Consider the following 13,564-nt stretch of genomic DNA (forward strand, 5'->3'; position numbering starts at 1 on the left):
TGATGAGCAGGGTCGCACTCATCGACGATCACGAATCCGTCCGCCTCGGTCTCGAGGCCGCGTGCGCTCGTGACGGTGCGCAGACCGTCGTCTTCTCCGGCAGCACGGTGGTCTCCTACCTCGACTGGCGTTCGGCGACCTCGTCTCCGCCGGCGGACGTCGTGGTGCTCGATCTCACCCTCGGCGACGGCACGACCGTGACCGAGAACGTCAGGTCGCTCGTGGCAGACGGCGCGAGCGTGGTCATCCACAGCGTCGCCGACCGACCCGCAGCCGTCCGCGAGGCGCTCGTCGCCGGTGCGGCAGGCGTCGTGAGCAAATCCTCGGCCCTCGACGACGTGCTCGACGCCATCCGCACGGTCGCGCAGGGCGAAGCGCTCAACAACGTCGAGTGGGCGAGCGCGGTCGACGGCGACCGCGACTTCGCCGACGCTCAGCTGTCGACCCGCGAGCGCGAGGTCCTGCGCCTGTACGCCACCGGACTGCCGCTGAAGGCCGTCGCCGAGCGACTCGGTGTCGCGTACTCGACGGCGAAGGAGAACATCACCCGAATCCGCGTCAAGTACGTCGAGGTGGGTCGCCCCGCACCGACGAAGGTCGACCTGCTGCGCCGTGCGATGGAGGACGGCATCGTGGCGGCCGACGGGGCGCCGAGTGCCCGCTGACCCGCTCAGCATCCGCGAGGCCTGGAGCAAGATCCCCTCTCCGGGCAGTGTGGAGACCGAGTTCGAGCGCTTCACGGGAAAGCGCATGGAGCGGATCCTCGCGACCGTCGTCGCGATCGGCTCCGGCATCCTCGGTGCGCAGGCGCTGATCGCGGGCATCACGACGATGGCATGGGCGGATGCCGCGCGCATCGCGATGCTGCTCGTCGTCTTCATCCCGCTCGTGGTCATGCTGGTCGCCTGCCTGATCGGCCGTGGGGTGCGCACCGCCTCCGGCGTCTTCGCGGTCGTCTACACGGCCGCGTTGGCGGCCTGGCCGACCTTCGTCGACCCGATGGTGAAGGCCGCCGATCAGCCGTGGATCTTCTTCCTCGTGAACGTCGGCGTCGTCGCGGCGATGCTGGCCTTCCCGCTCTGGCTCCAATTCGCCTGGGCGGTGTGCCTGCCCTTCGTGTACGGGTACGTCCGGCTGGTCGAGGGGGAGTTCTCCCGCGACTACTGGGTGATCACGGCGTTCGACGTGTCATTCACCCTCATCCTCGGCATCGTGATCATCTCGCTGGGCTGGATGTTCCGCTCCGTGGCGGCGGGCGTCGATGAGGCCCGTGCACGCGCAGTGGCCTCCTATGCCGCGGCCGCCGCGGCAGCCGCAGCCGAGGAGGAACGGGCCACGATGTCGGCGCTCATGCACGACAGCGTCCTCGCCGCGCTGATCGCCGCCGAACGGGCGGAGGGCGAGCGCGCCCAGGAGCTCGCCGTCGGCATGGCACGGGAGGCGCTCACCCGCCTCGCCAACACCGAGGCGGCCGTTGCCCAGGAGGGGAGCGACGAGCCGGTCGGCGCGGCGCAGATCGTGATCGAGCTCCGGCGGGCGCTCTCCGAACTCGGTGCGGATGCGATCGTCGAGGAGCGCGGCGGCATCGGCCTGATCCCCGGCCGCGCGGCCAGGGCGCTGGTCCTCGCCGCGAGGCAGGCGCTCGGCAACGCTGTGACCCACGCTCACGGTCGCGGCCTGCACATCATCGCCGAAGGGCGTGGCGACGAGGGCATCACCGTGACCATCTCCGATACGGGGCCCGGGTTCGACATCGAGGCGATCGGGGCCGATCGCCTCGGCATCCGTGCGTCGATCTTCGCCCGCATGGCGGGCGTCGCCGGTACCGCCGACATCGACTCGAGCCAGTACGGTACGACGGTGACGCTGGGGTGGGAGGCGCGGTGAATCGCACGGTACGCAGCGTCGCGACCTCGCTCGCCGTCGGCTTCGCGATGTACTTCGCGGCGCGGGGAGTGTGGTGGATCGAGCAGCCGACCGGCCCGCTGCTCATGGTGGCGGCGATCGCCCTGTACCTGGTCGTCGTGAACGTCGCGATCCTCTGGGACTCGGCCATCGACGTCCGGATGCCGCTGTGGGTCGCGCTCCTGACGCTCGTCGCGAGTGCGATGATCCCGGCGCTCGTGACGCTCTCGCTCGACCCGCTCACGCGCACGGCACCCTTCGCGACCTGGTACATCGGAGCGCTCGGTCTGATCGGCGTCGTGTGCGTCGTGCGGCGGCGTTTCGTCATCGGCTGGCTGGTCGTGCTCGTGCTCGTCGCCGCATCCTCCCTCGCGCTCGGCTTCTTCGTCGCGCTGTCCCTCGGACTCGTCGGCTCGCTCATGTGGGTCGCGGTCGCACACCTCCTGGTCATGTTCTGGGACCGTGCGGTGCGCGACACCGAGCGGCTCGCCGGGATCCAGCAGGCGGTGTCCGCGTGGCACGCCACACAGCAGGTGCGGCAGAAGGAGCGTCGGCTGCGCACCCAGTTCGCGCTGGCGGTCGCGGGACCCGTGCTCAGCAGGGCCGTCGCGACGCAGGGCATGCTGGACGACGAGGAACGACTGCAGGCACGGTTGGCCGAGGGGCGTCTGCGCGACGAGCTGCGCGGCGCGGACCTCCTCAACGATGCAGTGCGCGACGCGATCGAGGACGCCCGTCGTCGCGGGGCGGTCGTCACGGTGTTCGACGAGGGCGGGATGGACGAGGTCGACGAGGAGCGGCGTGCGCAGATCCGGGACGAACTCGCTGGGGTGCTCCGCAACGCGGATGCCGAACGCTGGATCATCCGCGCGGCGAGAGACCCTCGAACGGCCGTGACAGTCGTCGGCCGAGCGGGCGCCGGCGGACAGAGCGACGATGACGCCGTCGACGTCTGGCACGAGATTCCGCGCGACCGCGGCTGACTCCGCGAAGCAGTCGCGTCGCGCGAACCTGCCCTCGGCTCTGATCGGGGGAGGAGATCAGAGTCGAGGCGAAAGAGTGGGCGAGGGGCGGCGAATCCGCCAGCCCCTCGCCATGCGGACCAGTTACCCGAAAACCGTCCGCTGGTGGCCGGTCTGCGTCTATCTACCCTGGGACAGAGAGACCAGCCGAACGCGAAGCGTCTCCCTTAGTCTCACGGGTCTTCGCATCCTTGTCTGTAGGTATTTTGGGGGACACGGAACAGGCCGGTGTGCGAGATGATGAGGCATGGGCATGCGCCGTGGAACCAACCTCCCCCGGATGGGCGACTTCAACCAGTCGGTGATCCTCGAGGCCATCCGGCGCTCGGTCGAGGGGCTCAGTCGTATCGAGCTGGTCGAGGCGACTGGCCTCTCAGCGCAGACGGTCACCAACATCACGCGGCGGCTCCTCGACGAGGGCTTCATCATGGAGGCGGGGCGCACCATCACCGGCCCTGGCAAGCCCCGCGTCACTCTGCGCCTCGTGGCCGAGAGCCGCTACTCGGTGGGCGTGCACCTGGACCCTGCAGTCATCACCGTCGTCCTGCTCGACATGTCGGGCGCCGTCGTGGAACGGCGGACTGAGCGCACCCCCGACAAGGACCCGCGGCGGATCGTCGATCTCATGGCGCACACGATCGCCGAACTCATCGATCATGCGGGGATCGACCGTGCGCTCGTAGCCGGGGTCGGTGTCGCGGCGCCGGGCCCACTCGATGCCGAGCTCGGCGCCGTGATCAATCCGCCGAAGCTCCAGGGATGGGAGCGGGTGCCGCTGCGGTCCGTACTGGCCGAGGCCACGAGCCTGGAGGTGACCCTCGAGAAGGACGCCACGGCCGCAGCGGTCGGCGAGCTGTGGACCGGCAGTGCCAGCCACGGGTCGTTCGTCTTCGTCTACCTCGGGACGGGTCTCGGTGCCGCGGTCGTCCGCGACGGCGAGGCGATCGCCGGCAGCTCCCACAATTTCGGGGAGATCGGACACATCATCGTCGATCCGGACGGGCCTCCGTGCGCATGCGGCCTCAGAGGCTGTGTGGAGGTCGTCTGCACTCCGCAGGCGATCGTCGAGCGAGCGGAGGCCGCGGGTCTCTGGCGCGATTCACCGACAGGCGGCGCCGAGGCGGCGATAGACGAGCGGTTCACCCAGCTCTGCGCGCGGGCGGATGCCGGTGAGCAGCCGGCCCTCGACCTGGTCCGCACAGCGGCCGATCACCTCGCCGTCCTGATCGCGACGCTGACGAACATCCTCGACGTCGATCGCGTCGTGCTCGGCGGTCCCTTCTGGGAGCGCCTCTGCGGGGTCTATCTGCGCGAGCTGCCCGATCTCCTGCACGTCCGAAGCGCGACGCGGGCTGTGCGCACGCTGCCGGTGGAGGGGACCGTGGTCGGAGACGATGTCGGTGCAGTGGGTGCCGCCTGCGTGGTGTTGGATGCGGTCCTGACTCCGCGCGCCTCCGATCTGTACCTGGAGGACTGAATCCTCCTTCAGTGCATACCGGTATATCGGTAGGAGCTTCGAAGTGATAACTCCAATCGATGTACTATTGGAGCGATGCGCAGACTGGGGTGATGCTCGGGACGACGGTCCCGCATCGATCGACGGAGGGTCGGCTGCGTGGCCCGCGAGCTGGGGGGCTCCGCGGGTCTCGCAGACCTTCCGTCTTTCTGCTGCAGAGCCGGTGGGCTTTCGCTGCTCAGCCGGAGAATCGGCCCCAAGGGATGTCGCGTCGCAGCGACCGACGCAGCGGACGCTGCGTCCGCGTCCAGGCTGACACGACGGGCTCCTCGACAACGGCTTCCGCCGCCTCCTGGGCGTACGCATCGCTCACGACGGCGATGAGCGCGGCGAGCTCCTCCTCGCTGGCCGAACCGCGAGTGATCTCGATCGTCGGGGGACGCTGAGCCTCGCCCGATCCCTCCTCTGGCGCGTGCACGCTCACAGCGGGATGTTCCCGTGCTTCTTCGGCGGCAGGTCCTGACGCTTGCCGCGCAGTGCACGCAGCGCCTTCGCGATCGAGACCCGGGTGTTCGCCGGTTCGATGATGCCGTCGATCTCGCCGCGCTCGGCGGCCAGGAAGGGCGAGGTCACGCTGTACGTGTATTCGTTGGCGAGACGCGTGCGCACCGCCGCGACGTCCTCGCCGGCCTCCTCCGCCTTCTTGATCTCGTTGCGATAGAGGATGTTCACGGCGCCCTGCCCGCCCATGACGGCGATCTCGGCCGTCGGCCAGGCGAGGTTCACGTCGGCGCCGAGCTGCTTCGAGCCCATCACGATGTATGCGCCGCCGTAGGCCTTGCGCAGGATGACGGTGACGAGGGGGACGGTGGCCTCGGCGTAGGCGTAGATGAGCTTCGCGCCGCGGCGGATGACGCCGGTCCACTCCTGGTCGGTACCCGGCAGGTAGCCCGGTACGTCGACGAGCGTGACGATCGGGATCGAGAACGCGTCGCAGAAGCGCACGAACCTGCTCGCCTTCTCGCCGGCCTCGATGTTGAGCGTGCCGGCCATCTGCGACGGCTGGTTGGCGATGATGCCGACCGAGCGGCCCTCGACGCGACCGAATCCGATCACGATGTTGGGTGCGAACAGCGGCTGGACCTCGATGAAGTCCCCGGCGTCGACGACGTGCTCGATCACCGTGTGGATGTCGTACGGCTGGTTGGGGGAGTCCGGGATGATCGTGTTCAGCGAGCGATCGGCATCCGTGGTCTCCCACTCGAAGCCGCTCTCGTAGCCGGGGATCTCCGCCATGTTGTTGTCGGGCAGGAAGCCGAGGAGGGTGCGGGCGTAGTCGATCGCGTCGTCCTCGTCCTCGGCGAGGTAGTGCGCCACACCGGAGCGGGTGTTGTGCGTCAGAGCCCCACCGAGCTCCTCCATGCCGACGTCCTCGCCGGTGACCGTCTTGATCACGTCGGGGCCGGTGACGAACATCTGGCTGGTCTTGTCGACCATGATGACGAAGTCCGTCAGCGCCGGTCCGTACACGGCCCCGCCGGCGGCCGGCCCCATGATGATCGAGATCTGCGGGATCACGCCGGACGAGCGGGTGTTGAGACGGAAGATCTCGCCGTACTTGCTGAGGGCGAGCACGCCTTCCTGGATGCGGGCTCCGCCGGAGTCGAGGATGCCGATGATCGGCATGCCTCCGGAGAGAGCGAACTCCATGATCTTGATGATCTTGTCGCCCGAGACCTCGCCCAGCGAGCCGCCGAAGGTGGTGAAGTCCTGCGAGTACACGGCGACCGTGCGTCCGTGGATGGTGCCGACGCCCGTGACGACCGAGTCGCCGTACGGGCGGTTCCGGTCCATTCCGAATGCAGTGGTGCGGTGGCGCACGTACTCGTCGAACTCGACGAAGCTTCCTGGATCGACGAGCAGTTCGATGCGCTCGCGGGCGGTCATCTTGCCCTTGGCGTGCTGCTTGTCGTGCGCGACCTTCTCAGCGTCGACAACGGCTTCGTTGTAGCGAGCGCGGAGGTCTGCGATCCTGCCGGCGGTGGTCGAGAGTTCGGGCTTGTCCGTCACGGATTCCACCCTATCGTCGGCTCGGCCCGCTCCGTTGGATGCTCGCCACAACGGGTCGCCCGATCCTTTGGCGTCTCTCGTGCACGCTCAGGCAACGGGGTCGGTGCGTGTCCGTGGTCAGCGTGTCGGGTCCGGGCGATCGGCGCCGAGCTCGCCGGGGAGGTCGTGCGTGCCCGACTGCTCGAGCTCACCGGCATCCTTGCGGCGGCCCCGCCCGACGGAGGCGATCCGGCGCCCGGCCCAGCCGACGCCTCGTGCGGCGGACCCCGCAGCACCCGCGACGGCACCCCCGACGAACTGCGCGCCGTGCAGCATCCGCAGCTCCAGCTTCTCCGCCCCTTCCACCGGCTCGAGTTCGAGCGGGAAATCCAGAGGGGCGGCACCGAAGGCGTGGTGCGACGTGGTGAGGACGCGGCGTCCCAGGATGTGGTTCCCGGCACCGCCGACGGCCGCGCCGACGCCGAACGGCAGCGCCTTGCCGATGAAGGACGCGCCGCCCTTGGCGGCGAACTGCCTCACGAACATGCTCTTGAGCCGGTCGACGAGCGGACCGACGGCCGCGCGGGGGAGCGACTTCGTGACCATCTCGCCCCAGTAGGAGGAGCGTGTGCCTCCGCGTCCGGTCGCCTGTCCGGCGAGCTGGCCGACGAGTGCGACGCCCTCCTTGCCCAGCATGAGCGTCATGACGAGGGCTCGGGCTCGGTCGGGGTTCGAGACGGCGATGCCGTGCACCTCGGCCACGGACTGGGCGAACAGCGCCGTCGACTCGACGAAGCCCACGGTCTCGACACCGGAGAGGGCGAGGGTGATGCCGGTGCCGATACCCGGCACGACAGCGGTGGCGCCGACGGCGGCGCCGCCCGTGGTCACGGCGGTGAGGTAGCGACGTTCGAGGATCCGGATGATCTGCTCGGGGGAGGCATGCGGGTTGCGCAGACGGATGCTGCGGATGTGCGCGAGCACGAGAGGCCGCTGGATCGCCAGCACGCGGTCGAGGCCGCGGACCATGAACGGATGCTCGGTGGAGCCCACCGGCGGCACGCCCCTGTCCCACGGGGAGTCGTCGGGGAGCGAGTGGATCTTGTGCACCTTGGGGGCCATGGAACGATCCTAGGAAGACAGCCCGCGAAAACGCCGAAAGCCCGGCACCCTTGACGGGGCCGGGCTTTCGTGGAACGAGCTCAGACGAACAGGTTCGCCCGCTCGAGGTCTTCCGCGAAGTCGACCTCCACCGCGTAGAGGTCGGAGACGTCCATCGGCTCGAGGAGCAGGCCGTCTTCGGCGATCGCGAGCTCGAGGCCGCGCTCGAAGTAGTCCTGGTCCTCGACCCGCTGCAGCTGGCGCATGAACGCCTTCTTGTTGGCCGACGAGATGTAGTTGATGCCGACGGCCTCTCCGAGACCGCCCTTGACCGTCTTGGAGAGCTCGTTGATGAATCCCTCGGCGGTCACGGTGTACTTGACCTCTTCGTCGCTCACCTTGGAGGTGTTGACGGTGACGAACGACTGATCGCGCTCGATGTAGGCCGCAGCGCGTCCGAGGATCATCGGGTCGAAGACGACGTCGCCGTTCATCCAGAGCACGCCAGACTTGCCGGTCGCGCCGAGGGCGCGCAGCAGGCTCTTCGACGTGTTCGTCTCGTCGTAGCGCTCGTTGTGGACGTAGTTCACGTTCGGGAACGCCTCGATGATGGTCTCGGCGCGGTAGCCGACGACGGCGGTGATGCGTGCGTCCGATCCGAAGGCGGCGCGGATGTTGTCGTGCTGCTGACGCATGATCGTGCGGCCGTCGCTCAGCTCGGTGAGCGGCTTCGGCAGCGCGCGGCCCAGGCGTGAGCCCATGCCGGCGGCGAGGATGACGGTCTGAAGAGTCACGAGTGCTCCTAAAGGAAGTATGTGTTCACGGTCGGTTCACCGACCAGACACTTCGTCGTGCCGAGGGTCATGCTAGCGATACAGCCTGGGAAGCCCCGGGGCTGGTCGCCCCTGTTGCCAATTCGTGACCCAGTACACACCGAACACTCAGATTCGTCCAGATCCCTGCGACGATCGCGTGAATCCAGGTTTTCCGCGCCCAATTGTTGCGGCGACCCGAAGAATCGGAGCACCCGTTGATACCTTAGGACGGTGACTGCTGCTTCCGACGATTCCACCGATCAGGTGGCTGACGCTGCCCCCTCGACCGTGAAGAAGACGCCGGCGCGGAAGAGTCCGGCGAAGAAGACGACCGGCGGTCGGACCTCGACGAAGTCCGCTGCCGACAGGGCGGCGACGACCATCGAGGTCGTGGCGGAGCCGGCGCTGACGATCGACCGTCCCGTCGGCGGCGCCTCGACGAAGACGCCGGCGAAGAAGACCACGTCGACCGCCGCCCGCACGGCGGCCGCGAAGAACTCGGCACGCGCCTCCGGCGCTCGCTCGACCGGTGCGAAGTCCGCCGCGGCACGTACGACGGCTGCGAAGTCGACGGCCGCGAAGAGCAACCCTGCGACAGCGGCGAAGTCGTCGACTGCGGCACGCGCGACGACGCCCAAGGCGACAGCGGCGAAGAGCGCGACCGCGAAGAGCACAGCCTCCAAGACCGCCGCCGCGAAGGCGGCGGCGGAGAAGAGCGCCGCAGCGAAGTCCTCCGCTCGCACGACGGCGGCTCGCAGCGCAGCCGCCAAGACCGCTGCAGCGAAGGCAGCCGCAGCGAAGGCAGCCGCAGCGAAGGCTGCCGCAGCGGAAGCGGACGAGGCAGAAGCCGCCGCGGCGGATGCTGAAGTCGCGCAGACGTACACGCCATCCCCCGAGGCGGAGTCCGCTACGGCCGCCATCGACTCGCAACCGGCACCGGACTCATCGCTCCATGGTCCCTCCGAGTCGGACGAGGCTCCGGCCGCGAAGGTCGGCATCGCCGAGGCGGCTCCCGAGACGGCAGCTCCGCAGGAGAGGATCGCCGAGGAGCCCCCAGTAGAGGAGACCATCGCTGAGGAACGCCCCGTGGAGGAGGCTCCCGTGGAGGAGGCTCCCGTGGAGGAGACCACTGCGGACGAGGCGACCGATGAGGCCGTGCTTTCGGATCCGGACGTGGTCGGCGTCTCCGATGCAGACGTCTCCGATGAGGCGGTCGGCGACGTCGGCGCGGCATCCGCGACCGAGGCCATCCGCCTCCGGGGTCTCGTGAAGACGTTCGGCGATCACGTCGCCGTCAACGGCATCGATCTGACGGTTCCGGCGGGGTCGTTCTACGGCATCGTGGGGCCCAACGGCGCCGGCAAGACGACAACGCTCTCGATCGTCGCCGGTCTGCTCCGCGCGGACGCCGGGGAGGTCGTCATCTGCGGCATCGACCAGGCGGCCAAGCCGCTCGCCGCGAAGCGGATGATGGGGGTGCTGCCCGATCGTCTGCGGACGTTCGACCGGCTCACCGGGCGCCAGCTCCTCTACTACTACGGTCTGCTGCGCGGCCTCACGTCCGACGTGATCGAGAAGCGCGTCGGCGACCTCGCGCGTGCATTCGACCTCGGTGAGGCGCTCAACCGCGTCGTCTCGGACTACTCGGCCGGCATGACGAAGAAGATCATGCTCGCCGGGGCGATGATCCATTCGCCGCGGGTGCTCGTCCTCGATGAGCCCTTCGAGGCGGTCGACCCGGTGTCCTCCGCGGTCATCCTCGACATCCTGCGCGCGTACGTCGCGCACGGCGGCACCGTCATCCTCTCCAGCCACGGCATGGATCTGGTGGAGCGGGTGTGCTCTCGTGTGGCGATCATCGTCGGCGGAGACGTGCTCGCGGAGGGGACCATCGACGAGGTGCGCGCGGGGCAGACCCTCGAGGCCCGGTTCGTCGAGCTCTCCGGCGGCATCGGAGAGGTGGAGGGGCTCGAGTGGCTGCACACGTTCTCCGACTGAGGGCGGCGCTCCTGATCGGATCGCTCCGCGGCGAACGTCGGGTGCGCACCCTGGTCATGCTCGCTGTCGTCGTCATCCTGACCGCCCTGGTGTGCAGCGCCGTCCTGAGTCTCGATGACGCCCCGGTGGCCGTCGCCCGCACGGTCATCGTGCTCGGCAGCGCCGCACTGCTGCTCGGCTTCCTGGTGGGGCCGATCCTGGTCGGCGCGGTCGACCAGCTCGATCCGCGACGCTTCGCGGTCTTCGGCGTCGACGAGCGGCAGATGCCGTGGATCCTCGCGCTCGCGTCATTCATCAGCGTCCCGAGCCTCGCTCTCATCGCCGTCAACGTCAGCGTCTGCATCGTCGCGATCAGGCTCGGCGCCCCCTGGATGGTGGCCGTACTGACGAGCCTGGTCGGACTCCTCAGCATGGTGCTGTCCGCGCGCATCGGGATGGCCGTGAACGCGCTGCTCCTGCCGGAGCGCCGCTCCCGCGAGCTGACCGCCCTCTTCGCGCTCGCCGTCATCGTCATCGCCTTCCCGGTCGCGGTCTTCCTCGCCTCGCTGAAGTGGGACGGACAGGTGCCGGCCGCGGTCGCCGCGCTGACGGCATCGGTCGGCTTCACCCCGTTCGCAGCCTCGTCGAGGTTCCTCTTCTCCTTCGCCGCCGATGATGTCGCCGGCGCGTGGACGAGCGGCGTCATCGCCCTTCTCACGGTCATCGGCCTCTGGGCGCTGTGGACCTGGCTCGTGCGTCGACTGCTCACCACGACCGAGCGCCCGGCCGCGTCGCGGGAGCGCTCCGGCCTCGGCTGGTTCGGACTGCTGCCCTCGAACGCCTTCGGGGCGATCGCGGCACGCAGCCTCGTCTACTGGCTCCGTGATCGCCGATACATCATGAACCTCATCGTCGTGCCGATCGCCGGTGTGCTGACGGTCTTCCCGCTGCTGATCGCCGGCGTCCCGCTCGAGATCGCCGCGCTGGTGCCCGTGCCGGTGATGGCGCTGTTCTTCGGCTGGCTCCCGCACAACGACGTCGCCTACGACTCGACCGCCCTGTGGACCCATGTGGCCAGTGGCGTCCGCGGCATCCCGGACCGCCTCGGCCGACTCGTGCCCGTCATCCTGGTTGCCCTGCCCGTGCTCGCGATCGCCGTGCCGCTGACCCTGCTGTGGATCGACGACTGGCGTCTGCTGCTGCCGCTCACCGGCCTCGGCGCGAGCCTGCTGCTGTCGGCGCTGGGCTTCTCGAGCATCGTCTCGGTCATCGCGCCGTATGCGGTGTCACGCCCAGGCGACAGTCCCTTCCAGCAGCCGCAGCGGCCGACGTCGCGAGGTGCCTACGGCCCGGCCGCGGCGTTCCTCGGAGCGATTGCGGTGAGCATCCCGACGATCTGGCTGCTCGTGCTCACGATGGTCGACGGATCGCAGTTCGCGCCGGCGACGTTCTGGGCGGGCCTCGCCACGGGGATCATCGTCCTCGCGGCCGGAGTCGCCGTCGGCGGGCGCATCTTCGAGCGCGAAGGCGAGCGGCTGATGGAGTTCGTCGAGACGGCGTGACACCCGCCCGACGGGGCTCCTGCGCGGCTAGACTCTCGGCATGAGTACTCCGCTGGACAGCCCCGATCAGGGCGGCGTGACAACGCTCGATCGCGAACTGGAAGAACTTCTCCGCGAGGAGAATCTGGAGCCGGGCGACCACGAGCGCTTCTCGCACTACGTCAAGAAGGACAAGATCCTCGAGTCCGCCATCACCGGCAAGCCGGTGCGGGCGCTGTGCGGCAAGAAGTGGACGCCGGGTCGCGACCCGGAGAAGTTCCCGATCTGCCCCACCTGCAAGGAGATCTACGAATCGATGATGGGCTGAGCTAGGAGTTCAGCCCTCGTGGACTCGCGTCAGCTTGCGTCGACGTAGACGGTGGGGATCGCCGGGTCCGACTTGCTGAGCGCCAGCGCTCGCACGGGCAGCTCCTCGCGCACGCGCAGGTGGTGCTCGCGAGCGGATGCCGTGCCCTGCGGCCCCTCGAAGGAGGTGTCGATGTCGCCGCGCTCGACGAACGTCGTCTGCAGCGCTCGTCCGTCCGGGTGCTCGCTCGGGGTGTCGAGCTCCTCGAAGCCGTCCGACACGACCACCGTCTCCGTTTCGGCCACGCCGTCGACGAGCGTGCGGAAGGCGGCCTTGCGACCGCCGTGCGACGCCTTGTCGGTCGAAGCCTTGGCGACGCCGATCCAGGCGCCGTCCGGATCCTGTCGCGCGACCAGCTTGTAGACCATGCTCGCCGTGGGGTACCCGGAGCCGGTCACGACCGAGGTGCCGACGCCGTAGGAGTCGACGGGTGACGCGGCCAGAGCGGCGATCGCGTATTCGTCCAGGTCGCTGGTCACGGTGATCCTGGTGCCGGTGGCGCCGAGCTCGTCGAGCTGCGCCCGCACCTCAGCGGCCACGATCGGGAGGTCGCCCGAGTCGATGCGCACGCCTCCCAGCTCCGTTCCCGCGACGCGGATCGCGGTCTCGACGCCCGTGCGGATGTCGTAGGTGTCGACGAGGAGCGTCGTCCCGGTGCCGAGGCTGTCGATCTGCGATCGGAACGCCTCCTCCTCGCTCTCGTGCAGAAGCGTCCAGGAATGGGCGGCGGTGCCCATGGTCGGGATGCCCCAGCGCCGCCCTGCTTCGAGGTTGCTCGTCGCCCGGAACCCGGCGATATACGCGGCGCGGGCAGCGGCGACCGCTGACTGCTCGGCGGCTCGGCGGGAGCCCATCTCGGCCAGGGGGCGCTCACCGGCGGCGATGCTCATCCTGGACGCCGCCGTGGCGACAGCGGAGTCATGATTGAGGACGCTGAGCGCCAGTGTCTCCAGTACGACGGCGTCGGCGAAGCTGCCCTCGACCGTGAGGATGGGGGAGCCGGGGAAGTACAGCTCGCCTTCGCGGTAGCCACGGATGGATCCGGTGAAGCGGTAGTTCTCGAGGTAGATCAGGGACTCGGCATCCACCACGTCGTTGTCGCGAAGGAAGCGCAGCTCGTCGTCTTCGAAGCGGAACTCGCGCAGCAGTGTGAGCAGACGGCCGGTGCCGGCGACGACGCCGAAACGGCGCCCGCCGGAGAGTCGACGCGAGAACAGCTCGAACACGCTGGGGCGTGATGCGGTGCCGTCGCGCAGGGCGGCGGCGAGCATCGTGAGTTCGTAACGGTCGGTCAGCAGCGCCGTGGACGTCGTCATGCGCTTCAGCTTAGT

Annotated in this window: 12 protein-coding genes; 7 read left to right on the forward strand and 5 right to left on the reverse strand. The window is 69.0% G+C overall.

What is annotated here, in order from left to right; genetic code table 11:
- The first annotated feature begins 2 nt into the window (after positions 1-2).
- The 4 genes from BLW44_RS06925 to BLW44_RS06940 all read left to right on the forward strand — a co-directional run bounded on the left by BLW44_RS06925 (position 3) and on the right by BLW44_RS06940 (position 4,404).
- Positions 3-665 (forward strand): response regulator transcription factor, encoded by a 663-nt coding sequence (locus tag BLW44_RS06925; RefSeq protein WP_060927170.1) that lies wholly within the window; start codon positions 3-5, stop codon positions 663-665.
- On the forward strand, positions 655-1,887 hold the full coding sequence (locus BLW44_RS06930) for a sensor histidine kinase (protein ID WP_060927171.1): 1,233 nt from the start codon (positions 655-657) through the stop codon (positions 1,885-1,887). Before BLW44_RS06925 ends, BLW44_RS06930 begins: the two co-directional genes overlap by 11 nt.
- Positions 1,884-2,888, forward strand: coding sequence for a hypothetical protein (locus tag BLW44_RS06935; RefSeq protein ID WP_060927209.1), 1,005 nt, complete (start codon positions 1,884-1,886; stop codon positions 2,886-2,888). Before BLW44_RS06930 ends, BLW44_RS06935 begins: the two co-directional genes overlap by 4 nt.
- Positions 2,889-3,174: 286 nt before the next feature.
- Positions 3,175-4,404 (forward strand): ROK family transcriptional regulator, encoded by a 1,230-nt coding sequence (locus BLW44_RS06940; protein ID WP_245647416.1) that lies wholly within the window; start codon positions 3,175-3,177, stop codon positions 4,402-4,404.
- 217 nt (positions 4,405-4,621) lie between these two features.
- On the opposite strand, the gene BLW44_RS06945 is transcribed toward BLW44_RS06940, so the two are convergent.
- The 4 genes from BLW44_RS06945 to BLW44_RS06960 form a co-directional block, all read right to left on the reverse strand.
- Positions 4,622-4,867, reverse strand: a complete 246-nt coding sequence (locus BLW44_RS06945) for an acyl-CoA carboxylase subunit epsilon (RefSeq protein WP_074731662.1) — start codon at positions 4,865-4,867, stop codon at positions 4,622-4,624.
- A complete protein-coding gene (locus tag BLW44_RS06950; protein ID WP_420811371.1) occupies positions 4,864-6,453 on the reverse strand; it encodes an acyl-CoA carboxylase subunit beta in 1,590 nt (529 codons plus the stop codon). Before BLW44_RS06950 ends, BLW44_RS06945 begins: the two co-directional genes overlap by 4 nt.
- 117 nt (positions 6,454-6,570) lie before the next feature.
- Positions 6,571-7,554: a hypothetical protein gene (locus tag BLW44_RS06955; RefSeq protein WP_245647417.1), complete on the reverse strand. Its 984-nt coding sequence runs from the start codon at positions 7,552-7,554 to the stop codon at positions 6,571-6,573.
- Positions 7,555-7,634: 80 nt separating this feature from the next.
- The gene (locus BLW44_RS06960) at positions 7,635-8,327 is read right to left on the reverse strand and encodes a phosphocholine cytidylyltransferase family protein (RefSeq protein WP_060927173.1); all 693 of its coding nucleotides are present in this window, start codon (positions 8,325-8,327) and stop codon (positions 7,635-7,637) included.
- A gap of 252 nt (positions 8,328-8,579) precedes the next feature.
- On the opposite strand from BLW44_RS06960, the gene BLW44_RS18640 reads away from it, so the two are divergent.
- Genes BLW44_RS18640 through BLW44_RS06980 form a run of 3 tightly spaced genes read left to right on the forward strand, consistent with a single transcriptional unit; the run spans position 8,580 to position 12,194 of the window.
- Positions 8,580-10,346 (forward strand): ATP-binding cassette domain-containing protein, encoded by a 1,767-nt coding sequence (locus BLW44_RS18640; protein WP_420811372.1) that lies wholly within the window; start codon positions 8,580-8,582, stop codon positions 10,344-10,346.
- Positions 10,322-11,887 (forward strand): hypothetical protein, encoded by a 1,566-nt coding sequence (locus tag BLW44_RS06975; protein WP_060927175.1) that lies wholly within the window; start codon positions 10,322-10,324, stop codon positions 11,885-11,887. The genes BLW44_RS18640 and BLW44_RS06975 overlap by 25 nt, the downstream gene beginning before the upstream one ends.
- 40 nt (positions 11,888-11,927) lie before the next feature.
- On the forward strand, positions 11,928-12,194 hold the full coding sequence (locus BLW44_RS06980) for a DUF3039 domain-containing protein (RefSeq protein WP_060927176.1): 267 nt from the start codon (positions 11,928-11,930) through the stop codon (positions 12,192-12,194).
- A gap of 29 nt (positions 12,195-12,223) precedes the next feature.
- Here BLW44_RS06980 and BLW44_RS06985 read toward each other — a convergent pair whose 3' ends face one another.
- The gene (locus BLW44_RS06985) at positions 12,224-13,549 is read right to left on the reverse strand and encodes a nicotinate phosphoribosyltransferase (RefSeq protein WP_060927177.1); all 1,326 of its coding nucleotides are present in this window, start codon (positions 13,547-13,549) and stop codon (positions 12,224-12,226) included.
- Positions 13,550-13,564 lie beyond the last annotated feature (15 nt).

The sequence above is a fragment of the Microbacterium hydrocarbonoxydans genome, from assembly GCF_900105205.1.
Classification (GTDB): domain Bacteria; phylum Actinomycetota; class Actinomycetes; order Actinomycetales; family Microbacteriaceae; genus Microbacterium; species Microbacterium hydrocarbonoxydans.

Coding starts and splice junctions, on each gene's coding strand:
- BLW44_RS06925 (WP_060927170.1), top strand. CDS start 3: ATGAGCAGGGTCGCACTCATCGACGATCACGAATCCGTCCGCCTCGGT.
- BLW44_RS06940 (WP_245647416.1), top strand. CDS start 3,175: ATGGGCATGCGCCGTGGAACCAACCTCCCCCGGATGGGCGACTTCAAC.
- BLW44_RS06955 (WP_245647417.1), bottom strand. CDS start 7,554: ATGGCCCCCAAGGTGCACAAGATCCACTCGCTCCCCGACGACTCCCCG.
- BLW44_RS06980 (WP_060927176.1), top strand. CDS start 11,928: ATGAGTACTCCGCTGGACAGCCCCGATCAGGGCGGCGTGACAACGCTC.
- BLW44_RS06985 (WP_060927177.1), bottom strand. CDS start 13,549: ATGACGACGTCCACGGCGCTGCTGACCGACCGTTACGAACTCACGATG.